The sequence below is a fragment of the Kitasatospora sp. NPDC005856 genome (assembly GCF_040629945.1).
Classification (GTDB): domain Bacteria; phylum Actinomycetota; class Actinomycetes; order Streptomycetales; family Streptomycetaceae; genus Kitasatospora.
The window spans coordinates 19,988-41,888 of sequence record NZ_JBEXWT010000060.1; the positions used below are offsets into that span (position 1 = coordinate 19,988).

Sequence of the window (21,901 nt, forward strand, 5' to 3'; positions counted from 1 at the left end):
GCCCGGGCAGAATCGGGGCGTGACCTCCGCCCCCACCGCCTCCGCCCCGCCGCCCGTGCTGCGCCGGCTGAGCCCGCCGCTGACCGCGCTGGCGGCGGTGGCCGTCCCCACCGCGTACGTCGCCGTGGTGGACCCGAACACCCCCGGGCACTACCCCGACTGCCCGTTCCTGACCGCCACCGGCTGGTGGTGCCCCGGCTGCGGGGCGCTGCGCTGCGTCCATGCGCTGACCCACGGGGACCTCACCGGTGCCCTGCACGACAACGCCGTCGCCGTCCTGCTGTTCGGCGTGCTGGCGGTGGTGTGGCTGCGCTGGGGCTGGGCCGCGCTGACCGGCGGGCCGCCGCCCAGGATCACCGTCGGGGCCCGGCGCTGGGCGCTGATCGCCCTGCTGGTGCTGGTGTTCACGGTGGTGCGCAACTCGCCGATCGGTGCGGGGCTGGCACCGCCGCTGGTCTGATCCGGGCACCGCGGCGCCTCCCGGGGACCGCCGAGGCCCCGGCCGTCGCTTCTCCGCCATCGGCCGTCGCTTCCCGGCCACCGGTCGCGTCGGGCTCGAAGACCGTCCGAAAACCAGTACGAAGGCCGTCCGAAAACAAGTGGGGGCCGGCGAAACCGCAGCTGGCGGCCGACCGGGCAGGCGTCCGGTCGGCGAGACGCGGTTCGAACCGATGCGCCCCCCGCCCCCGGGTGCCGATACCATCGAAGGGCCGATGGGCTGTCGCCCGCCGGCTCGCGCCGACCAACTGGCAGAAAAGATGGGGGCTCCTGAGTGAGTGTGCTCGACTCGATCATCGAAGGGGTCCGCGAGGACCTCGCCGAGCGGCAGGCCCGGGTCTCCCTGGACGAGCTCAAGGAGCTCGCCGCCAGGGCCCCGGAGGCCAGGGACGGCGTCGCCGCCCTCCGTGGCGACGGGGTCCGGGTGATCTGCGAGGTGAAGCGCTCCAGCCCGTCCAAGGGCGCCCTGGCCTCGATCGCGGATCCGGCCGCCCTGGCGGTCGACTACGCGGCCGGCGGTGCCGCGGCGATCAGCGTGCTGACCGAGCGGCGCCGCTTCGGCGGGTCGCTGGCCGACCTGGACGCCGTCCGCGCAGCGGTGGAGACGCCGGTGCTGCGCAAGGACTTCATCGTCACCGCCTACCAGCTGTGGGAGGCCCGCGCGCACGGCGCCGACCTCGCGCTGCTGATCGTCGCGGGCCTCGACCAGCCGGCCCTGGTGTCGCTGATCGAGCGCGCCGAGTCGATCGGCCTCACCCCGCTGGTGGAGGTGCACGACGAGGAGGAGATCAAGCGCGCGGTGGACGCCGGCGCCCGGATCATCGGCGTCAACGCCCGCAACCTCAAGACGCTCGAAGTGGACCGCAACACCTTCGAGAACATCGCCCACACCATCCCGGACGGCATCGTCAAGATCGCCGAGTCCGGTGTGCGCGGCCCGCTGGACGTGATCAACTACGCCAACCTCGGTGCCGACGCGGTGCTCGTCGGCGAAGCCCTGGTGACCGGCAAGGACCCGCGCGCCGCGGTCGCCGACCTGGTCGCCGCCGGGGCCCACCCCGCCGTCCGGCACAAGGACTGACACCGACCCCATGAAGATCGCCGCCCGACTCGCCCCCGGTTGCCGCCCGCGCGGCTGCCGCGCACCCGCACGCCGGGTGCTGGGGCGTCGGGTGCGGTACGTCATCGGGTGCGAGCCCGGGCAGGTGCCGGGGCGGCGATGGCGCGTGACGTCCGGCTGAATCCAGTCCGGCCTCCCGGCTGGATCCGGCCGAGAAGACGTCATCGTCGTTCATCTCCGTTCAAGGGAAACCACCATGTCCGAGAAGGACTACCTGCCCGGTGCCCAGGTGCCGGACGCGCGCGGCTACTTCGGCGCGTACGGCGGCCGCTTCATCCCCGAGGCGCTGGTCGCCGCGGTCGAGCAGGTCGCCGAGGAGTACGAGAAGGCCAAGGCCGACCCGGCGTTCGCCGCCGAGCTCGACGCGCTGCTCAAGGACTACACCGGGCGCCCGAGCCCGCTGACCGACGTGCACCGCTTCTCCGCCGAGGCGGGCGGCGCGCGCGTCCTGCTCAAGCGCGAGGACCTCAACCACACCGGCTCGCACAAGATCAACAACGTGCTGGGCCAGGCGCTGCTCACCCGGCGGATGGGCAAGACCCGGATCATCGCCGAGACCGGCGCCGGCCAGCACGGCGTGGCCACCGCGACCGCCTGCGCGCTGTTCGGCTTCGACTGCACCATCTACATGGGCGAGGTCGACACCGAGCGCCAGGCGCTCAACGTCGCCCGGATGCGGATGCTCGGCGCCGAGGTGGTGGCCGTCAAGTCCGGCAGCCGGACGCTCAAGGACGCCATCAACGAGGCCTTCCGGGACTGGGTCGCCAACGTCGACTCCACCCACTACCTGTTCGGCACCGTCGCCGGGCCGCACCCGTTCCCGATGATGGTCCGGGACTTCCACCGGATCATCGGCGTCGAGGCGCGGCAGCAGGTGCTCGACCGGACCGGCAGGCTGCCCGACGCGGTCGTGGCCTGCGTCGGCGGCGGCTCCAACGCGATGGGGATCTTCCACGAGTTCATCCCGGACGCCGGGGTGCGCCTGATCGGCTGCGAGGCGGCGGGTGACGGCGCCGAGACGCCCCGGCACGCGGCCACCCTCACCAAGGGGGACCCGGGGGTGCTGCACGGCTCCCGGACGTACGTCCTCCAGGACGAGGACGGGCAGACCGTCGAGTCGCACTCGATCTCGGCCGGGCTGGACTACCCGGGGGTCGGGCCGGAGCACGCCTGGCTGAAGGACACCGGGCGGGCGGAGTACCGGCCGGTCACGGACGACGCCGCGATGCAGGCGCTGCGGCTGCTGTCCCGCACCGAGGGGATCATCCCGGCCATCGAGAGCGCCCACGCGCTCGCCGGGGCGCTGGAGCTGGGGCGCGAGCTCGGGCCGGAGGCGACCATCCTGGTCTCCCTGTCGGGGCGCGGGGACAAGGACATGCACACCGCGGCTGAGTACTTCGGCCTGTACGACGAGCAGGCCGGCGGCTCCGGCGAGGGCTCCGCCGAGGGGGGTAAGTGATCATGACTTCCAAGCTGAGCGGCGTTCTGGCGGCCGCCAAGGCCGAGGACCGGGCCGCGCTGATCGGGTACCTACCCGCCGGGTTCCCGACCGTGGACGGCGGCATCCGGGCGATCGACGCGCTGATCGAGGGCGGCTGCGACGTGGTCGAGGTCGGGCTGCCGCACTCCGACCCGGTGCTGGACGGCGCCGTCATCCAGACCGCCGACGACATCGCGCTGCGCGGCGGCGTGCGGATCAAGGACGTGCTGCGGACCGTCCAGGAGGTCGCCGCGGCGCACCCCGGGACCCCGGTGCTCGTGATGACGTACTGGAACCCGGTCGACCGCTACGGCGTGGCGCGCTTCGCGGCGGACCTGGCGGCCGCCGGCGGCGCCGGGTGCATCCTGCCGGACCTCCCGGTGGAGGAGTCCGAGGAGTGGCGCAAGGCGGCGGACGAGCACGGGCTGGACACCGTGTTCGTGGTCGCCCCCAGCAGCAAGGACGCGCGGCTGGCGGAGGTCACGGCGGCCGGCAGCGGGTTCGTGTACGCGGCCGCGGTGATGGGCGTGACCGGGACGCGCTCGGCCGTCGGGTCGATGGCCGAGGACCTGGTCACCCGGACCCGGGCGACGACGGACCTGCCGGTCTGCGTCGGGCTCGGGGTCTCGGACGCGGTGCAGGCGGCCGAGGTCGCCCGGTTCGCGGACGGGGTGATCGTGGGATCGGCCTTCGTGAAGCGGATCCTGGCCGCGGGCGAGGACGAGGCCGCGGCGCTGGACGCGGTGCGGGCGCTCGCCGGCGAGCTGGCGGAGGGTGTCCGCAGGCGCTGACGCACCGCCAAGGTACGGCCGACGGCCCTCCACTCCTCGGGGAGTGGGGGGCCGTCGGCCTTTGCGGGGCGTGGGCGCGGGCGCGCGGCTTCGGCACGCGCCCCGGCCGGGGCCGCGGACCCGAACGGGTGAACAAGGGGTGGGGACACGCATCAGCCGGGGTTGGCGGACGTTGAGAGGAGGGAGGAGTGCACGAACGGTTGCGGGGGCGAGCGGAAGGGGTGAGCCGGTGCGGAGTCTCCAGCGGGCCGTCCTGCTGCGGGCGGCGACGGCCGTGCTGGTCCTCGGCGGTGCGATCGGGGTGCACGTCGAGGTGGGGCACGCGCTGGCCAGGCGGGCGGCCGAGCGGGCGGAGCGGGAGGCGGTGGCCTGCGCGGAGGCGGCCCGGCACCCCGACCTGTTCGAAGCGGGGTGGTCGGCGGGGTGCCGCTGACGCACGGGCGTTCGGTCCATTCGGACAGAGCCTCACCCATCCGGCTTAATTCCTGAATGCGGAGAAACCACCCATCCCTCCGCACGGTTCATCAGGGAGTGAACGAGTTTCCCGAGGGGGTTTCCCTGATGACCGCGCAGCCCGGCGGCTCCGCGCCCACGCCGAGGGCCGGGCGGCCGGTGCCGGTCTGGAGCGAATGGCTCGGCACGGTCGTCCGGCTCTGCCTCGCAGTGGTCTGGGGGTGGGCCGGGCTGGCGAAGATCTCCGATCCGGCGGAGGCCGCGCAGGCCGTCCGTGCCTACCAGCTCCTGCCCGAGGGCCTGGTCAAACCCATCGGCTACGGCCTGCCGTTCCTGGAGCTGGCCCTGGCCCTGCTGCTGGTGGTGGGCCTCGGCGTCCGGGTGGTGGCCGGGATCTCCGCGGCGCTGCTGCTGGTCTTCATCGCCGGGATCGGCTCCGTCTGGGCGCGCGGCCTCTCGATCGACTGCGGCTGCTTCGGCGGCGGCGGGCACGTCGACGAGTCCCAGACGAAGTACATCCAGGAGATCCTTCGCGACACCGGGTTCCTGCTGCTGGCCGGGTGGCTGCTGTGGCGGCCCCGCACCCGGCTGTCGTTGGACGCCTGGCTGGCGAGCTGACCCGGCCCGCCCGCCCCCTGCTCCGGCGAGCCGGTCCCGCACCCCGCACCGGCGAGCCGACCCGCACCCCCGCACCCCACATCCCCGCACCCGACGAAGGCCCCCCGACCGTGGACGTCAAGGCAATGAGCGAGAAGAACCGAGAAGGCAAGCGCACCGCCCGCGAGCGGATGCTGGAACAGCGGGCGGCCGACGAGGCCTCCTCCCGGCGCAAGAAGAAGCTGATCGTGGGCGGTTCCGTGCTCGCGGTGATCGCCGCCGCGGTGATCGTCGGCGTCGTGGTGCAGAACCAGCGCTCCAAGCCGGAGACGCCGACCGCCGCCCCGGCCGGGACGATCGGCGACAAGAACCTGGTCATCCCGGTCGGCGCGGGCAACGCGCCCTCCGTCCTCACCGTCTACGAGGACCCGCGCTGCCCCGCCTGCGGCACCTTCGAGCGCGAGTTCTCGTCCACCATCGACCAGCTGGAGGACGCCGGGAAGATCTACACGAACTACCACATCGTGTCGTTCATCGACCGGGCCGTGGGGGGCAAGGGCTCCAGGACGGCCGCCAACGCGCTGGGCTGCGCCCAGGACGCCGGGCACTTCCGGGACTTCCACGACGTGCTGTACCGCAACCAGCCGGACGAGACCAACGACGCCTTCGGCGACAAGGCCGTGCTGCTCAGCCTGGCCAAGCAGGTCAACGGCCTGGACACGCCCGAGTTCCGGTCCTGCGTGAACGACAACAAGTTCGGCGGGTGGGTGTCCGCCGTGCAGCAGGACTTCGACAAGTCCAGCTACAAGTCCACCCCGACGGTGCTGCTCAACGGCCAGCCGATCTACCCGAAGAACGGCAGCGAGGAGATCACCCCGGCCACCCTGGTGGCCTGGGTGGACGCCGCGAACCAGGGCAAGCAGCTGGGCACGGCGGGTTCGCACGGGCAGACCCCGGCGCCGACCAGCACCGCCTCGGAGGCCAACAACCCGTCGCCGACGGCCGGCTGAGCCCGCTCTGCCGCGCCGCCCCCTCCCCGTCCGGAGGGGGCGGCGCCGCCCGTTGTTCGGCTTCTGTGACCCCACGGGGGTCCGAGGGGGCCGTCGGACCCTGTAGCGTCGGAACTGCCATGGATATCGCCTACATTCCCAGCCCGTCGCGGGGCGTCCTGTACCTCGGACCGATCCCGCTGCGCGCCTACGCCTTCTGCATCATCCTCGGTGTCGTCGTCGCCGTCTGGCTCGGCAGCAGGCGCTGGGTCGCCAGGGGCGGTGCCAAGCACACCGTCGGCGACATCGCCGTCTGGGCCGTGCCGTTCGGCCTGGTCGGCGGCCGCCTGTACCACGTGATCACCGACGGCGGCCGACTGTACTTCGCCGAGGGGAAGAACCCCTGGGACGCCCTCAAGATCTGGGAGGGCGGCCTCGGTATCTGGGGCGCCGTCGCGCTGGGCGCGGTCGGCGCCTGGATCGGCGCCCGCCGCCGGGGCGTGCCGCTGCCCGCGTACGCCGACGCCATCGCACCGGGCATCGCGCTCGCGCAGGCGCTGGGCCGGTGGGGCAACTACTTCAACCAGGAGCTGTACGGCCGGTCGACCACCCTGCCGTGGGGCCTGGAGATCGACAAGACGCTGGCCAACGGCGAGGTCGTGAAGGGCGTCTACCACCCGACCTTCCTGTACGAGTCCCTCTGGTGCGTCGGTGTCGCGCTGCTGGTGATCTGGGCGGACCGCCGGTTCACGCTGGGCCACGGCCGGGCGTTCGCGCTGTACGTGGCCGCGTACACGGTGGGCCGGTTCTGGATCGAGTGGCTGCGGATCGACGACGCGCACGTCTACTTCGGCCTGCGGCTGAACGACTGGGTGTCCATCGCGGTGTTCCTGGGCGCGGTGGCGTACTTCGTGATCCTGGGCAGGACGCGGCCCGGTCGGGAGGACCCGGCGAGCATCGACCCGGCCGCGCACCCGGAGGCGGAGGAGGCCGGGTCCGGCGGGCAGGGCGAGAAGGCGGCCGATCAGAAGGCGGCCGGCGGGAAGGCCGGGAAGAGCGCCGACGGGCAGGCCGAGAAGGCCGAGAAGGCCGGGAAGGGCGACGGGAAGCCGGTGCTGAGCAAGCCGGCCGGGCCCGTGGCCGCCGAGACGGCTGCCGAGACGGTCGGCGAGGACGCCAAGAACCCGATCTGACCTGGGGCTTCCCCCGACCGGGGCCACCCTTCGCGAGCTCTGCGAAGGGTGGCCTCAGTCGTGTTCGGACAGCCTTACTTTGCTGGAAATGCCCAGGTCAGGCGGGCTACGTTCGGGGCTGACGAACGACGACGGAGGGGAACGACGATGAGTGCGATCACTGTGGAGGCCGACGCGGGACACCAGCCCCGGATACCCGCGGCCGACCACCACCGGGACGTCAACGGAGGCTGGCTGCGGCCGGCCGTGTTCGGCGCGGTGGACGGGCTGGTGTCCAACTTCGCCCTGATGACCGGGGTGGTCGGCGGCGCGGCGTCCAACGGGACGGTGATCCTGACCGGGCTGGCGGGCCTGGCGGCCGGCGCCTGCTCGATGGCGGCGGGGGAGTACACCTCGGTGGCCTCGCAGCGGGAACTGGTGCAGGCCGAGATCGAGGTCGAGCGGCTGGAGCTGAGCCGCAACCCGCACGGGGAGCTGGCCGAGCTGGCCCAGCTGTACGTCTCGCGCGGGGTGGATCCGGAGCTGGCCCACGAGGTGGCCCGGCAGCTGTCCGCCGACCCGGAGCTGGCCCTGGAGGTGCACGCCCGCGAGGAGCTGGGCGTCGACCCGACCGACCTGCCCTCGCCGCTGGTGGCGGCCGGCTCGTCGTTCCTGTGCTTCGCGCTCGGCGCGCTGCTGCCGCTGCTGCCGTACCTGCTGGGGGCGACCGCGCTGCTGCCCGCGCTGCTGCTGGCGGGGGCCGGGCTGTTCCTGTGCGGTGCGGTGGTGGCCCGGATGACGGCGCGCAGCTGGTGGTTCAGCGGGCTGCGGCAGCTGGTGCTGGGCGGCGCCGCGGCCGGGGTGACCTACCTGCTCGGGTGGCTGATCGGCGGGCACGTGGGGTAGCCGGCGGCCTGCATGGTTATGCTGTGCAGTGAGTGACGTTTCACACATGGACGTCCGGCGGCGCCTCGCACTGTCTCATCATTCGGGCCCCCGAGCCGCGGATTCGCATCCGCGGACGGGCTCCCGGGATGGATTCGCAGGCATCCATGATCGGCTTGTGTGGCGATCCGGTTTCGCCCCTGTTTCAGGCCGCGGACGGTTGGGCACAATCGTCGGGACGCGCACTGTGGCGCGTCCTTCTCCCGCACCCCCTGACCTGCGCGCCGTCCCGCGATGTGGACGGGATATTCCGCTTCTCGGGATCGTGGGCATCATGTAACTTGCACGACACCGCACCATCGCATCAGGGCCAACGTCGTCCCTACTTGCACCAACTTGCCGAAAGACGACGACGGGAGAGCCGATGCTGTCTGCATCCATGCACTCCGCCAACGAGCCCCAGGCCGGCGCCGCCCGCCAGCCGTACGCGCTCGTGCCGGATGCGCGACCTGCTGCTCAGGGCCTGTACGACCCGCGGAACGAGCACGACGCCTGTGGCGTCGGTTTCGTCGCCACGCTGACCGGCATCGCCGACCACACCATCGTCGAGCAGGCGTTGAACGTCCTGCGCAACCTGGAGCACCGCGGCGCCACCGGCGCCGAGCCCGACTCCGGCGACGGTGCGGGCATCCTGACCCAGGTCCCGGACGCCTTCCTGCGCGGGAAGGTCGACTTCGACCTCCCGGCGGCCGGGTCCTACGCCGTCGGCATCGCCTTCCTGCCGGACGAGGACGAGAAGGACACCGCGGCCGTCACGCGGATCGAGTCCATCGCCGCCGAAGAGGGCCTGGCCGTCCTCGGCTGGCGCGACGTCCCGGTCACCCCGGACCTGCTCGGCGCCACCGCCCGCAGCGTGATGCCGCGCTTCCGCCAGCTGTTCCTGGCCGGAGCCGACCGGACCGGCATCGAGCTGGACCGGATCGCCTTCGTGGTCCGCAAGCGGGCCGAGCGCGAGGCCGGGGTCTACTTCCCGTCGCTGTCCGCGCGCACCATCGTCTACAAGGGCATGCTGACCACCGGCCAGCTGGAACCCTTCTTCCCTGACCTGTCGGACCGCACCTACACGTCTTCGATCGGCCTGGTGCACTCCCGCTTCTCCACCAACACCTTCCCGAGCTGGCCGCTCGCCCACCCGTACCGCTTCGTCGCCCACAACGGCGAGATCAACACGGTCAAGGGCAACCGCAACTGGATGCAGGCCCGGGAGTCGCAGCTCGCCACCGACCTCATCCCCGCCAACAGGAACGGGCAGGGCCTGGAGCGGATCTTCCCGATCTGCACCCCGGACCACTCCGACTCCGCCTCCTTCGACGAGGTCCTGGAACTGCTCCACCTGGGCGGACGCTCGCTGCCGCACTCGGTGCTGATGATGATCCCGGAGGCGTGGGAGAACCACGCCACCATGAGCCCGGCCCGCCGTGCGTTCTACCAGTACCACTCCAACCTGATGGAGCCCTGGGACGGCCCGGCCTGCGTCACCTTCACCGACGGCACCCAGATCGGCGCCGTGCTCGACCGCAACGGTCTGCGCCCCGCCCGGTACTGGATCACCGAGGACGGTCTGGTCGTCCTCTCCTCCGAGGTCGGCGTGCTCGACATCGACCAGGAGAAGGTCGTCAGGAAGGGCCGCCTCCAGCCCGGTCGGATGTTCCTGGTGGACACCGCCCAGGGCCGGATCGTCGAGGACGAGGAGATCAAGTCCGCTCTCGCCGCCGAGCACCCGTACCAGGAGTGGGTCGACGGCGGGCAGATCCAGCTCGCCAAGCTGCCCGAGCGCGAGCACATCGCGCACACCCACGCCTCCGTCACCCGCCGCCAGCAGACCTTCGGCTACACCGAGGAGGAGCTGCGGGTCATCCTCGCCCCGATGGCGCGCACCGGCGCCGAAGCGCTCGGCTCGATGGGCACCGACTCGCCGATCGCCGCGCTGAGCGAGAAGCCCCGTCTGCTGTTCGACTACTTCGTGCAGCTCTTCGCCCAGGTCACCAACCCGCCGCTGGACGCCATCCGCGAGGAGCTCGTCACCTCGCTGCTGTCCAACCTCGGCCCGGAGGGCAACCTGCTGGCCGCCGAGGCCGCCTCCTGCCGCTCCGTCGGCATCACCTTCCCGGTGATCGACAACGACGAGCTGGCCAAGCTCGTCCACGTCAACGCCGACGGCGACCAGCCCGGCCTCAAGGCCGTCACGCTCTCCGGCCTCTACCGGGTCGCCTCCGGCGGCCAGGGCCTGGCCGCCCGGCTCGCCGAGATCGCCGCCGAGGCCGACGCGGCGATCGCCGACGGCGCCCGGATCATCGTCCTCTCCGACCGGCACTCGGACGCCGAGCACGCGCCGATCCCCTCGCTGCTGCTCACCTCGGCCGTCCACCACCACCTGATCCGCACCAAGCAGCGCACCCGGGTGTCGCTGCTGGTCGAGGCCGGCGACGTCCGCGAGGTGCACCACGTCGCGCTGCTGATCGGCTACGGCGCCGGGGCCGTCAACCCGTACCTGGCGATGGAGTCGGTCGAGGACCTGGTCGCCCAGGGAGTGTTCATCGAGGGCGTCGAGCCCGAGAAGGCCATCAAGAACCTGATCAAGGCGCTCGGCAAGGGCGTGCTCAAGGTCATGTCCAAGATGGGCATCTCGACCGTGGCCTCCTACCGCGGCGCCCAGGTCTTCGAGGCCATCGGCCTCTCCCAGGACCTCGTCGACGGCTACTTCGCCGGCACCACCACCAAGCTCGGCGGCATCGGCCTGGAGGAGATCGCCCGCGAGACGGCCGCCCGGCACGCCAAGGCGTACCCGGCCTCCGGCATCCCGGCCGCGCACCGCGCCCTGGAGATCGGCGGCGAGTACCAGTGGCGCCGCGAGGGCGAGCCGCACCTGTTCGACCCGGACACCGTCTTCCGGCTCCAGCACTCCACCCGCAACCGCCGCTACGACATCTTCAAGCAGTACACGGACCGGGTGAACGAGCAGTCCGAGCGGCTGATGACGCTGCGCGGCCTGTTCCAGCTGGAGGGCCTCGGACGCGAGCCGATCCCGGTCGAGGAGGTCGAGCCGGTCTCCGAGATCGTCAAGCGCTTCTCCACCGGCGCCATGTCGTACGGCTCGATCTCCCGCGAGGCGCACGAGACCCTGGCCATCGCGATGAACCGCCTCGGCGGCAAGTCCAACACCGGCGAGGGCGGCGAGGACCCGGACCGGCTGTACGACCCGGAGCGCCGCTCGGCGATCAAGCAGGTCGCCTCCGGCCGCTTCGGCGTCACCTCCGAGTACCTGGTCAACGCCGACGACATCCAGATCAAGATGGCCCAGGGCGCCAAGCCCGGCGAGGGCGGCCAGCTGCCCGGCCACAAGGTGTACCCGTGGGTCGCCCGGACCAGGCACTCCACCCCGGGCGTCGGCCTGATCTCGCCGCCGCCGCACCACGACATCTACTCGATCGAGGACCTGGCGCAGCTGATCCACGACCTCAAGAACGCCAACCCGGCGGCCCGCATCCACGTGAAGCTGGTCTCCGAGGTCGGCGTCGGGACGGTCGCCGCGGGCGTGTCCAAGGCGCACGCCGACGTGGTGCTGGTCTCCGGGCACGACGGCGGGACGGGCGCCTCCCCGCTCACCTCGCTGAAGCACGCCGGCGGACCCTGGGAGCTCGGGCTCGCCGAGACCCAGCAGACCCTGCTGCTCAACGGGCTGCGCGACCGCATCGTCGTCCAGACCGACGGCCAGCTGAAGACCGGCCGCGACGTGGTGATCGCCGCGCTGCTCGGCGCCGAGGAGTTCGGCTTCGCGACCGCCCCGCTGGTGGTCTCCGGCTGCATCATGATGCGCGTCTGCCACCTGGACACCTGCCCGGTCGGCGTCGCCACCCAGAACCCGGTGCTGCGCGAGCGGTTCGCCGGCAAGCCCGAATTCGTCGTCAACTTCTTCGAGTTCATCGCCGAGGAGGTCCGGGAGATCCTGGCCTCGCTGGGCTTCCGCTCGATCGAGGAGGCCGTCGGCCGCGCCGAGCACATCGACGCCCGGGCCGCGATCGACCACTGGAAGGCCGCCGGGCTCGACCTCACCCCGCTCTTCCACGTGCCCGACCTGCCCGAGGGCGCCGCACGGCACCGCACCACCACCCAGGACCACGCGCTCGACAAGGCCCTGGACAACCAGCTGATCACGCTCGCCGAGGACGCGCTGGAGCGCGGCGACGCCGTCCGCATCCAGCTGCCGATCCGCAACGTCAACCGCACCGTCGGCACCATGCTCGGCCACGAGGTGACCAAGCGGTACCGGGGCGAGGGCCTGCCGGAGGGGACCATCGACGTCACCTTCACCGGCTCCGCCGGGCAGTCCTTCGGCGCCTTCCTGCCGCGCGGCGTGACCCTGCGACTGGAGGGCGACGCCAACGACTACGTCGGCAAGGGCCTCTCGGGCGGCGTGGTCGTCGTCCGCCCGGCCCGCGAGGCCGCGGCCATCGGCAACGACGCGCAGAACCACGTCATCGCCGGCAACACCATCGGCTACGGCGCCACCTCGGGCCGGATCCACCTGCGCGGCAAGGCCGGCGAGCGCTTCGCCGTCCGCAACTCCGGGGCCACCCTGGTGGTCGAGGGCGTGGGCGACCACGGCCTGGAGTACATGACCGGCGGCCGGGTCGTCGTCCTCGGCGAGACCGGACGCAACCTCGCGGCGGGCATGTCCGGCGGCATCGCGTACGTCCTGGACCTGCGCCCCGCCAACGTCAACGACGGCATGGTGGGCATCGAGGCGCCCACCGCCGCCGACCGCGACTGGCTGCGCGAGACCGTGCAGCAGCACTACGAGGAGACCGGCTCCACCGTCGCCGCCGAACTCCTGGCCGACTGGGGCAGCGGGGTCTCCCGCTTCTCCAAGATCATGCCGACCGACTACAAGGCAGTGCTCGCCGCCAAGGACGCCGCTGAGCGCGATGGCCTCTCCGAGGCCGAGACCACCGCGAAGATGATGGAGGCGGCTAATGGCTGACCCCAAGGGCTTCCTGACCACGCCCAAGCAGCTGGCGGAGCGCCGCCCGGTCGACGTCCGGATCAAGGACTGGAACGAGGTCTACGTCGAGCGCAGCCTCCTGCCGGTCATCACCAAGCAGGCCGGCCGCTGCATGGACTGCGGCATCCCGTTCTGCCACAACGGCTGCCCGCTCGGGAACCTCATCCCCGAGTGGAACGACCTGGCCTACCGGGACGACTTCGTCGGCGCCATCGAGCGGCTGCACGCCACCAACAACTTCCCGGAGTTCACCGGGCGGCTCTGCCCGGCGCCCTGCGAGTCGGCGTGCGTCCTCGGCATCAACCAGGACGCGGTGACCATCAAGAACGTCGAGGTCACCATCATCGACAAGGCCTGGGACCGCGGCGGGGTCACCCCGCAGGTGCCCGAGCGGCTCTCCGGCAAGACCGTCGCCGTGGTGGGCTCCGGCCCGGCCGGCCTCGCCGCCGCCCAGCAGCTCACCCGGGCCGGGCACACCGTCGTGGTGTACGAGCGGGCCGACCGGATCGGCGGACTGCTGCGCTACGGCATCCCCGAGTTCAAGATGGAGAAGCGCCACATCAACCGCCGCGTCGAGCAGATGCGGGCGGAGGGCACCCGGTTCCGCACCGGCGTGCACGTCGGCGAGGACATCACCGGCCAGCAGCTGCGCGAGCGCTTCGACGCCGTGGTCGTCGCGGCCGGCGCCACCACCGCCCGCGACCTGCCGGTGCCCGGACGCGAGCTCAAGGGCGTCCACCAGGCCATGGAGTACCTGCCGCTGGCCAACAAGGTGCAGGAGGGCGACTTCGTCGAGTCCCCGATCAGCGCCAAGGGCAAGCACGTGGTCGTGATCGGCGGCGGCGACACCGGCGCGGACTGCGTCGGCACCGCGCACCGGCAGGGGGCGGCCTCCGTCACCCAGCTGGAGATCATGCCGCGGCCCGGCGAGGAGCGGCCCGGACACCAGCCGTGGCCGACCATGCCGATGACCTACAAGGTCACCTCCGCGCACGAGGAGGGCGGTGAGCGGATCTACTCCGTCAACACCACCCGCTTCACCGGCGACGAGGACGGCAACGTCCAGGAACTGCACCTCGTCGAGGTGGAGTTCAAGGACGGCCGGTTCGAGCCGGTGCCCGGCACCGAGCGGGCCGTCCCGGCGCAGCTGGTCACCCTGGCCATGGGCTTCACCGGGACGGACGTCAGGAACGGGCTGGTCGAGCAGCTGGGAGCGGACCTCGACGCGCGCGGTAACATTGCCCGCGATGGCCGGTTCGCCACCAATGTCGATGGCGTGTACGTCTGCGGAGACGCCGGCCGTGGCCAGTCGCTGATCGTCTGGGCCATCGCGGAAGGCCGTTCGGCCGCAGCCGCGGTGGACAGGTACCTGGGCGGCAAGACCCCGCTTCCCGCCCCGATCCGGCCCACGGACCGCCCCCTGGTGGTCTGACGGACGGACGGTCCGACCGGCCCCCACCGAACGCCCGGCGCCGCATCGCCGGGAGCTCAACCCGCTGCCCCCGCCAGCGTCGCCGGGCCAACGCGGTCTCCTGGCGCCTGCCCTCTTCCCCGACCAGTTGGAGGGCGGGCGCCGTCGCGTTCTCCGAACGGTCCGGCCGCGTTTCCCGAAGGCCCGGCCGCGTTCTCCGACGGTCCTGCGACGTTCTCCGACGGTGCGGCGGTGCCGGGCGTCCGGAGTCGTCCACCGCGCGGCGGGATCCCGCAAGTGGGCTGTTGTTCGTCGGTGCCAGGTGGCAGACTGCGGCCGACGGCCGGGGGGCTGGGCGAGTGCGGAGGACGACTTCGATGGGCACGACTCAGGCAGGCGGGGGCGCCACCGTACGGCGTCTGCTGCTCGGCAGCCAGCTGCGCAAGCTCCGCGAGGCCAGAGGCGTCAGTCGGGAGGAGGCCGGGTACTCGATCCGGGCCTCCGAGTCCAAGATCAGCCGGATGGAGCTCGGCCGGGTCGGCTTCAAGGAGCGCGACGTCGCCGACCTGCTGACCCTGTACGGCGTCGAGGCCGAGCAGGAGCGCGCCGGCGTCCTCGGGCTGCTGCGCGACGCCAACGCCAGCTCCTGGTGGCACGAGTACGGCGACGTGCTGCCCGGCTGGTTCCAGAACTACCTGGGGCTGGAGGAGGCCGCCGCCGAGATCCACAGCTACGAGGTCCAGTTCGTCCACGGGCTGCTCCAGACCGCCGACTACGCCCGGGCCGTGGTCACCGCCGGCTGCCACGCCCACGGGCCGCAGGAGATCGAGCGCCGGGTCGACGTACGGCTCGGGCGGCAGGCGGTGCTGACCGCCGAGCGGGCGCCGCAGCTGGTCGCCGTCCTGGACGAGGCCGCGCTGCGCCGGCCCTGGGGCGGGCCGGAGCTGATGCGCGGCCAGCTGGACCGGCTGCTGGAACTCGGCGAGCTGCCCAACGTCCGGCTCCAGGTGCTGCCGCTGGGCAACGCCGGGCTGAGCGCGGAGAGCGGTGCCTTCACCGTCCTGGGCTTCACCGAGACCGAGCTGGCGGACGTGGTGTACCTGGAGCAGTTCACCACCGCGCTCTACCTCGACAAGCCCGCCGAGGTGGCCGAGTACCGGCAGGCGATGGACGACCTCGTCGCGGACAGCCTGGACCCGGCGCCGACCCGGGACCTGCTGTACGCGATGCGCCAGGAGCTGTAGCCCGTCAGTACGATGAGTTCCCATCAGATCGGTGCACGAGAGGGAACAGATGTCGTACTTCTCCGAGTTGGCGCTGCAGTACATCGACGGCGAGTGGTGCGGCGGCAACGGCTCCTGGGACATCGTCGACGTCGATCCCTACACCGGCGACAAGCTCGCCACCATCACCGTCGCCACCGTCGCCGAGGTCGACCGGGCCTACCGCGCCGCCGAGCGCGCCCAGAAGTCATGGGCCGCCGCCAACCCGTACAGGCGGCGGCTGGTCTTCGAACGCGCGCTGCGGCTGCTGGAGGAGCGCGAGCCGGAGATCGTCCGGGCGATCATGGTCGAACTCGGCGGCACCGCGCTGAAGGCCGGCTTCGAGCTGTCGCTGGTCAAGGACGTGCTGCGGGAGTGCCTGCACCTCTCGGTGGCCGCCGAGGGCCGGCTGCTGGCCTCGCCCGCCCCCGGCCGGGAGAACCGGCTCTACCGGCTGCCGGTCGGCGTGGTCGGCGTGATCAGCCCGTTCAACTTCCCGCTGTTCCTGGCCCTCAAGGCCGTCGCCCCGGCGCTCGCGCTCGGCAACGGCGTCGTCCTCAAGCCGCACCAGGAGACCCCGGTGGTCGGCGGCGGACTGATCGCGAAGCTCTTCGAGGACGCGGGGCTGCCGCCCGGCCTGCTGAACGTGGTGGTCACCGACATCGCCGAGATCGGCGACAGCTTCCTGGAGCACCCGGTGCCCAAGGTGATCTCCTTCACCGGCTCCGACAAGGTCGGGCGGCACGTCGCCACCGTCGCCGCCGCGCACTTCAAGCGGACGGTGCTGGAGCTCGGCGGCAACAGCGCGCTGATCGTCCTCGACGACGCCGACGTGGACCACGCCGTGGACGCCGCCGTGTTCAGCCGCTTCGTCCACCAGGGACAGGTCTGCATGGCCGCCAACCGGGTGCTGGTGGACCGTGCCGTCGAGGCCGAGTTCACCGAGAAGTTCGTCGCCAAGGTCGCCTCGCTCACCGTCGGCGACCCGAAGGACCCGGCCACCCACATCGGCCCGCTGATCAACCCCGTCCAGGCCGACGCCCTCGACGCCCAGGTCGACCGGGCGATCGCGGCCGGCGCCACCGCGCTGCTGCGCGGCACCACGGTCGGCAGCCTGATGGCGCCGACCGTGCTCACCGGCCTGGCGCCGGGCGCGCCGATCCTGCGGAACGAACTCTTCGGCCCGGTCGTGCTGTTGGTGCCCTTCGACGGCGAGGACGAGGCCGTGCGGCTCGCCAACGACACGCCGTTCGGGCTCAGCGGCGCGGTGCACACCGCGAACGTCGAGCGCGGCGTGAAGCTCGCCCAGCGGATCGAGACCGGCATGATCCACGTCAACGGCGGCACCATCGCCGACGAGCCGGGCGTGCCCTTCGGCGGCGAGAAGAACTCCGGCGTCGGCCGCCTCAACGGCGAGTCCACGGTGGACGCCTTCACCACGGTGAAGTGGATCTCCGTCCAGCACGAGCGCGCGGTCTTCCCCTTCTGAGCCGGTGCTTGCGCACGAGCAGCAGGTCGCGCTGGTGGATCACGGACGGCCCGGCCATCGTGATGATCTCGTCGCCGGAGATCTCGATCTTCCACCCGGCCGGAGGCGTCAGGCTCTGCGCGTAGGCCGGCAGCCGGGCATGGCGGTCGGGGATCTGGAACTCGCTCACGGCGCCATTCTCCAGCGGAAGGGCCGGAAGGGCCGGAAGGGCCGGAAGGGCCGGAAGGCCGTCGCCCGGCGGGCGACGGCCTTCCGACGGGGGAGTGCGGGTCAGAAGACCGGCTGGCCGGCGCGGACGAGGCGCCAGGAGTCGGTGAAGAAGTCGGCGGGGTCGATGGTGCCCTTGGCCTTGACCCAGGCGATCATGGTGTTGCGGATCTCGTCGGAGTTCGACCAGACCACCTTGGCCTTGGCGACGTGCGGGAAGTTGCCGCCGCCGTTGGCGCGGTAGTTGTTGACGGCGAGGACGAACTCGGCGGCCGGGTCGATCGGCTTGCCCTGGAAGGACAGGTTGACGATCCGCGAGCCCTTCGGCTGGGCGATGTCGATGTCGTAGCTCAGGCCGTAGACCGAGTCGTAGTTGTAGTCCGGGGTGGCCTCGGCGCCGGTCAGGGCCTCCTTGTCGACCGGGGCCCCAGGGGCGAGCTGGTTGTAGTACTTGACCGAGTACTCCAGGTAGTCCTTGAGCTGGGCGCCCGTCAGGATGCGGGCCTCCAGGGTGTTCTCGTAGATGTAGAGGCCCGCGGCGTCGCGCAGCTTGACCTGGCCGGACGGGATCACGGCGGTGCGGTTGAACGGGGCGGCCTGGGCCAGCACCGGGAGCTTGGCGTACTGCCCGCCCGCCAGCGCGGCCTTGACGGCGTCGGCCTGGACCTTGCCGATCAGGTCGATGATCGGGGTGGCCTTGAAGCGGGCGTCGGCGATCGACAGCTCGATCTTGCTGGTGCCGATGTTCTGGTTGACGTACGCGACGACCTTCTTGTGCTGCTCGGCGATCGCGTTGGTGATCTCCGGGTTCTCCGGCACGGTGTTGGAGTTCAGCAGTCGGGAGGAGACCGAGGTGACCTTCCAGACGCCGTCGACGAAGTCGACCTCGAAGTCGAAGCAGGTCAGCCGCTGGCCGTAGCAGAGCGGCTCGGAGAGGACGACGGTGCGGCCGGTCTTCTTGTTGACGACCAGGCGCTGCGCGATCTCCTTGTGGGCGTGGCCCACCAGCACCGCGTCGACGTCGGGGACGGTCTCCGCCAGCGCCACCGAGACGTTCTCGCCCCAGGGCAGCTGGTCGCCCCAGGTGGTCGCCTCGTCGCAGCCGGAGTGCGACGAGACCACGATGACGTCCGCGCCCGCGGCCTTCATCCGCGGCACCCAGGTGGCGGCGGTCTCGACGATGCCCGGGAAGACCATCTTGCCGCTGACGTTGGCCTTGTCCCAGATCGCGATGCCCGGGTTGGTGAGGCCGAGGATGCCGACCCTCACCGGCCGGCCCCCGCCCAGGCGCAGCTCCTTGATCACGTAGGGCTTGAAGGCCGGCTTCTCGTTCTTCGCGTTGAGCGCGTTGGCGCCCAGCAGCGGGAACTCCAGCTGGTCCTCGTAGGCCTTCAGGAGCGGGATGCCGTAGTTGAACTCGTGGTTGCCGAGCGCGGCGGCGTCGTACTCCATGAGGTTCATGGCGACGGCCATCGGGTGGTCGGGCACGGTGTTGGCCTCGGTGTCGATCGACTCGATCCGGGCGTAGTAGTAGGACAGCTGGGTGCCCTGGATGGTGTCGCCGGAGTCGATCAGCAGGCAGCGGTCCCAGCCCTTCTCCTCGCGCACCTGGTTGGCCAGGGTGGAGATCTTGGCGAGGCCGACCGCGTTGTGGGCCTTGTCGGTGTACTCGGCGTCGGTGAAGTAGTCCCAGTTGAGCACCCGGCCGTGCAGGTCGGTGGTGCCCATGACGGTGAAGGCCTGCTTGCGCGGCTTGCGCTGCTGGCCCTTGGCGGCCGCCGTGTCCGGCTGGGCGGCCGCGGCGGAGGGGGCGGCGGCCAGGGCGGCGCCACCGGCCAGGGCGGCACCGGCGGCGGTGGCGGCGGACCGGGTGACGAAGTCACGGCGGTTCAGGGGCATGGACGACTCTCCCGAGTGGGGCGACGGCGGATGGACCGTCAACTGGTATTCGTGAACAAAAGTGTGCGTGCACGCGTCGACGCGCGTAGAGGGACGCGCGTAGAAGTGTGCCGTGCGGGCCAGGGTGCTGAACAGTCCCCTGACCTGTCCAATCGGTGAGATCTTGGCGACTCGTTCGTGACGGGAACGGGGGCGGACGCGGGGTGGTGGGGAGCGGGGCGGGCCGGTCGACGCCCGGTCAGGACTGCTCGCCCACGAGCCGGTCGACGCCCGGTCAGGACAGCTCGCCCACCAGCCGGTCGACCTCGCGGCCCAGCTGGACCGCGGGGTCCGGATCGCCCGGCCCCGCCCAGGGCTGCCAGGTCCGCGCCCGCAGGTAGCCGGCCACCGCGACCGGCAGCCGCTGCCGGACGATCCGCTCCGACACCGGACCCGGGCCGGCCGCGCGCAGCGCCGCCAGCAGGCCGTCCACCCCGGCCGAGGGCGGCAGCGGCACGGTGTCCAGGTAGGCGGCCAGCGCCACCAGCTCGGGGTCGGGCCCGGGGGCCGGGAGCGGCGGCCGCTCGTGCACCGGCCGCTCGTGCTCCGGCTGCTCGTGCACTGGCGCCCCGGCTTCCGGCCGCCCTGGTCCCGACCCGCCGTGCTCCGGCCCCCCGTGCTCCGGCGCCCCGTGCTCCGGCGCCCGCGCCCCGCCGGCTCCCGTCCCCCCGAGGGCCGTCCCCGTCCCGCCGCGGGACACCCCGCGGCGGCCCCCGCGGGGCCCCGGGGCGGGCGTCAGCAGCGCGCCCACCCCGTAGAGCCCGGCCACGACCCCCGGCCACCAGACGCCGCCCAGCCCGGCGAAGTGCAGCCCCAGGCCGACCGCGCCGCCGGCGCAGCCGACCAGGTTCCGGGCCGACTCCAGGTAGCGCAGCACCCGGGGGCCGAACCGGTCACCGTCACTGGTAGCCACGGATCTCCTCGAACACCCCGTCCAGCGAGCCCGTGCCGTCGAACAGCTTGCCGCCGCTCAGGTCCGCGATCCCCTGGAGCTGGCCCACCGCCGCCTCCCCGAACTTGATCGGGAACACCGGGATCGACTTCTCCCCGGCCGGAAGCGCGTCGTGGAAGCGCTTGAAGTCGGCGTCCGTCGCACCGGCGTTGCTCTCCCCGTCCGTCATCAGCACGATCGAGGTGAACCGGTCGTCGCCGGCCGCCGCCTGCTGGCGCTCGATCACCCGGTACGCCTCCTCCAGCGAGGAGTACACCGCCGTCCCGCCCGAGGCGGCCAGCGACTGCACGTCCGCGTCGATCGAGGCCAGCTCCGCCTGCGGGCCCGGCTGGCTGCCGGTGGGCGGCACCACGTGGGTCTTGGTCCACTTGACCGCGGAGGCGAAGGAGAGCAGCGTGATCTCCTCGCGGTCCCGGAAGCGGCGCACTCCGCGGGTGTCGTCCGCCCCGGTCAGCCGGCCCAGCGCGCTCTTCAGCGCGGCGATCCGCGAGCCCTCCATGGAGCCCGAGGTGTCCAGCACGTACACCGTCCGGGACGGGCGGCGCAGCTCGTTCTGGTACGCGGCCAGCAGGCCGTCCGCGACCGCCCTGGTGCCCGGGAACGGCAGCTCCCTGCGGCGGTCCGTGGGCAGCCCGGCCGCCGGGGCCGCGCCCGCCGTCACCGGGCGGCGCAGCGTCACCTCGGAGATCCGTTTCTGCACGTCCTCCTTGAGCAGGTACGCGGTCAGCCGCTGGAAGGAGTCGCGCTGCTCCGGCGCTGCGGCGGCCATCAGCGAGAGCGGGTAGTCCGCCGACACCACGCCGTCCACCGGCCGCACCACCGTCAGCTGCTGCTGCGGCGGCAGCGTCCTGTTCAGCGACAGCAGCACCGACTCGTAGTTGACCAGCGCGCCCACCACGCCCGACTCGGCCCGGGTGTACGCCTGCGCCAGCCAGCCGGAGGAACCGGAGGTCAGCTTCTGGCCCTTGAAGAACTCCTTCAGCTGCGGCGTGGCCTTCTGCACGTCCGCGTCGGTCAGCGCCGCGCCCGCGCCGGAGAAGGCCGAGGCCACCGCGACGAGCGTGGAGAAGCCCGAGTTGGAGCGGGACGGGTCGGCCATCCCGTACGGCAGCTTGCCGGCCGCCGCCGCGGCACCGACCTGCGCCCAGGTGACCTTCGAGCCGTCGCCCCAGCCGAGTTCCCCGAGCGCCGAGGAACGCACCCCGATCGCCACCGGCGAGACCATCACCGGGGTCTCGGAGACCACCTTGGACCTGCCGGCCGGATCGAGCCGCAGGTACTGGTTGGACGGGAACCACACGGCGTCGTACTTGCCGTCGGCCCGGCCCGAGGAGACGGTGTCCGCGCCGTCCAGGGTGCCCGTCCAGGAGAACTGCACGGTCACCCCGGTGGCCTTCCGGGCGTCCTCCAGGACCGGTGCCAGGTCCTGGAGTTCACTGCCGGCCAGGACCCGCAGCACCCCGGAACGGGCCGTCTCGGCGGGCGGGTCGCTGGGGCCGGGCCCGGGGCCCGAGCCGCCGGAGGTGCAGGCGGTCGCCGCGGCGAGCACGGCGGCCAGCGCGGCCACCAGCCGGCCGCGCCGCTTCATCGGGATG

At 72.3% G+C, this 21,901-nt stretch carries 17 protein-coding genes; 13 read left to right on the forward strand and 4 right to left on the reverse strand.

The features are described from left to right. Positions 1-19: 19 nt before the first annotated feature. The 13 genes from ABZ449_RS29080 to ABZ449_RS29140 all read left to right on the forward strand — a co-directional run bounded on the left by ABZ449_RS29080 (position 20) and on the right by ABZ449_RS29140 (position 17,209). A complete protein-coding gene (locus ABZ449_RS29080) occupies positions 20-460 on the forward strand; it encodes a DUF2752 domain-containing protein (protein ID WP_360351982.1) in 441 nt (146 codons plus the stop codon). 312 nt (positions 461-772) lie between these two features. Further along, complete coding sequence (gene trpC / locus ABZ449_RS29085) at positions 773-1,579, forward strand: indole-3-glycerol phosphate synthase TrpC (RefSeq protein ID WP_360351984.1); 807 nt, start codon at positions 773-775, stop codon at positions 1,577-1,579. Between the two features lie 235 nt (positions 1,580-1,814). Then, positions 1,815-3,077 (forward strand): tryptophan synthase subunit beta, encoded by a 1,263-nt coding sequence (gene trpB / locus ABZ449_RS29090; protein ID WP_360351987.1) that lies wholly within the window; start codon positions 1,815-1,817, stop codon positions 3,075-3,077. 2 nt (positions 3,078-3,079) lie between these two features. Continuing rightward, positions 3,080-3,889, forward strand: coding sequence for a tryptophan synthase subunit alpha (gene trpA / locus ABZ449_RS29095; RefSeq protein ID WP_360351989.1), 810 nt, complete (start codon positions 3,080-3,082; stop codon positions 3,887-3,889). Between the two features lie 229 nt (positions 3,890-4,118). Further along, positions 4,119-4,322: a hypothetical protein gene (locus tag ABZ449_RS29100; RefSeq protein ID WP_360351992.1), complete on the forward strand. Its 204-nt coding sequence runs from the start codon at positions 4,119-4,121 to the stop codon at positions 4,320-4,322. Positions 4,323-4,450: 128 nt separating this feature from the next. Further along, a complete protein-coding gene (locus tag ABZ449_RS29105; RefSeq protein ID WP_360351995.1) occupies positions 4,451-4,960 on the forward strand; it encodes a MauE/DoxX family redox-associated membrane protein in 510 nt (169 codons plus the stop codon). A gap of 125 nt (positions 4,961-5,085) precedes the next feature. Then, complete coding sequence (locus tag ABZ449_RS29110; protein WP_360351998.1) at positions 5,086-5,949, forward strand: thioredoxin domain-containing protein; 864 nt, start codon at positions 5,086-5,088, stop codon at positions 5,947-5,949. 119 nt (positions 5,950-6,068) lie between these two features. Continuing rightward, positions 6,069-7,121 carry a prolipoprotein diacylglyceryl transferase gene (gene lgt, locus ABZ449_RS29115; RefSeq protein ID WP_360352001.1) on the forward strand — a complete coding sequence of 351 codons (1,053 nt, stop codon included), beginning with the start codon at positions 6,069-6,071 and terminating at the stop codon, positions 7,119-7,121. 147 nt (positions 7,122-7,268) lie between these two features. Next, entirely contained in the window at positions 7,269-8,006 is a 738-nt protein-coding gene (locus tag ABZ449_RS29120; protein WP_360352003.1) for a VIT1/CCC1 transporter family protein, read from the forward strand. Between the two features lie 403 nt (positions 8,007-8,409). Beyond that, positions 8,410-13,026: a glutamate synthase large subunit gene (gltB, locus tag ABZ449_RS29125; protein ID WP_360352006.1), complete on the forward strand. Its 4,617-nt coding sequence runs from the start codon at positions 8,410-8,412 to the stop codon at positions 13,024-13,026. After that, positions 13,019-14,479 (forward strand): glutamate synthase subunit beta, encoded by a 1,461-nt coding sequence (locus tag ABZ449_RS29130; RefSeq protein WP_360352009.1) that lies wholly within the window; start codon positions 13,019-13,021, stop codon positions 14,477-14,479. Before gltB ends, ABZ449_RS29130 begins: the two co-directional genes overlap by 8 nt. 356 nt (positions 14,480-14,835) lie before the next feature. Continuing rightward, complete coding sequence (locus ABZ449_RS29135; protein ID WP_360352012.1) at positions 14,836-15,702, forward strand: helix-turn-helix transcriptional regulator; 867 nt, start codon at positions 14,836-14,838, stop codon at positions 15,700-15,702. Positions 15,703-15,751: 49 nt separating this feature from the next. After that, entirely contained in the window at positions 15,752-17,209 is a 1,458-nt protein-coding gene (locus tag ABZ449_RS29140; protein WP_360352050.1) for an aldehyde dehydrogenase family protein, read from the forward strand. On the opposite strand, the gene ABZ449_RS29145 is transcribed toward ABZ449_RS29140, so the two are convergent. The 4 genes from ABZ449_RS29145 to ABZ449_RS29160 form a co-directional block, all read right to left on the reverse strand. Then, a complete protein-coding gene (locus ABZ449_RS29145; protein ID WP_360352015.1) occupies positions 17,154-17,378 on the reverse strand; it encodes a hypothetical protein in 225 nt (74 codons plus the stop codon). The two genes, ABZ449_RS29140 and ABZ449_RS29145, sit on opposite strands and share 56 nt — an antisense overlap. 101 nt (positions 17,379-17,479) lie before the next feature. After that, the gene (locus ABZ449_RS29150) at positions 17,480-19,315 is read right to left on the reverse strand and encodes a 5'-nucleotidase C-terminal domain-containing protein (protein WP_360352018.1); all 1,836 of its coding nucleotides are present in this window, start codon (positions 19,313-19,315) and stop codon (positions 17,480-17,482) included. A gap of 274 nt (positions 19,316-19,589) precedes the next feature. Then, positions 19,590-20,267, reverse strand: coding sequence for a hypothetical protein (locus ABZ449_RS29155; protein WP_360352021.1), 678 nt, complete (start codon positions 20,265-20,267; stop codon positions 19,590-19,592). Then, positions 20,254-21,894 (reverse strand): VWA domain-containing protein, encoded by a 1,641-nt coding sequence (locus ABZ449_RS29160; protein WP_360352052.1) that lies wholly within the window; start codon positions 21,892-21,894, stop codon positions 20,254-20,256. Before ABZ449_RS29160 ends, ABZ449_RS29155 begins: the two co-directional genes overlap by 14 nt. Positions 21,895-21,901: the final 7 nt, after the last annotated feature.

What these genes read in the sequence shown, in the direction of transcription:
- trpB (WP_360351987.1), top strand. Translation starts at nt 1,815, where the DNA reads ATGTCCGAGAAGGACTACCTGCCCGGTGCCCAGGTGCCGGACGCGCGC.
- trpA (WP_360351989.1), top strand. Translation starts at nt 3,080, where the DNA reads ATGACTTCCAAGCTGAGCGGCGTTCTGGCGGCCGCCAAGGCCGAGGAC.
- ABZ449_RS29105 (WP_360351995.1), top strand. Translation starts at nt 4,451, where the DNA reads ATGACCGCGCAGCCCGGCGGCTCCGCGCCCACGCCGAGGGCCGGGCGG.
- ABZ449_RS29110 (WP_360351998.1), top strand. Translation starts at nt 5,086, where the DNA reads ATGAGCGAGAAGAACCGAGAAGGCAAGCGCACCGCCCGCGAGCGGATG.
- lgt (WP_360352001.1), top strand. Translation starts at nt 6,069, where the DNA reads ATGGATATCGCCTACATTCCCAGCCCGTCGCGGGGCGTCCTGTACCTC.
- ABZ449_RS29120 (WP_360352003.1), top strand. Translation starts at nt 7,269, where the DNA reads ATGAGTGCGATCACTGTGGAGGCCGACGCGGGACACCAGCCCCGGATA.
- gltB (WP_360352006.1), top strand. Translation starts at nt 8,410, where the DNA reads ATGCTGTCTGCATCCATGCACTCCGCCAACGAGCCCCAGGCCGGCGCC.
- ABZ449_RS29130 (WP_360352009.1), top strand. Translation starts at nt 13,019, where the DNA reads ATGGCTGACCCCAAGGGCTTCCTGACCACGCCCAAGCAGCTGGCGGAG.
- ABZ449_RS29135 (WP_360352012.1), top strand. Translation starts at nt 14,836, where the DNA reads ATGGGCACGACTCAGGCAGGCGGGGGCGCCACCGTACGGCGTCTGCTG.
- ABZ449_RS29140 (WP_360352050.1), top strand. Translation starts at nt 15,752, where the DNA reads ATGTCGTACTTCTCCGAGTTGGCGCTGCAGTACATCGACGGCGAGTGG.
- ABZ449_RS29150 (WP_360352018.1), bottom strand. Translation starts at nt 19,315, where the DNA reads ATGCCCCTGAACCGCCGTGACTTCGTCACCCGGTCCGCCGCCACCGCC.
- ABZ449_RS29160 (WP_360352052.1), bottom strand. Translation starts at nt 21,894, where the DNA reads ATGAAGCGGCGCGGCCGGCTGGTGGCCGCGCTGGCCGCCGTGCTCGCC.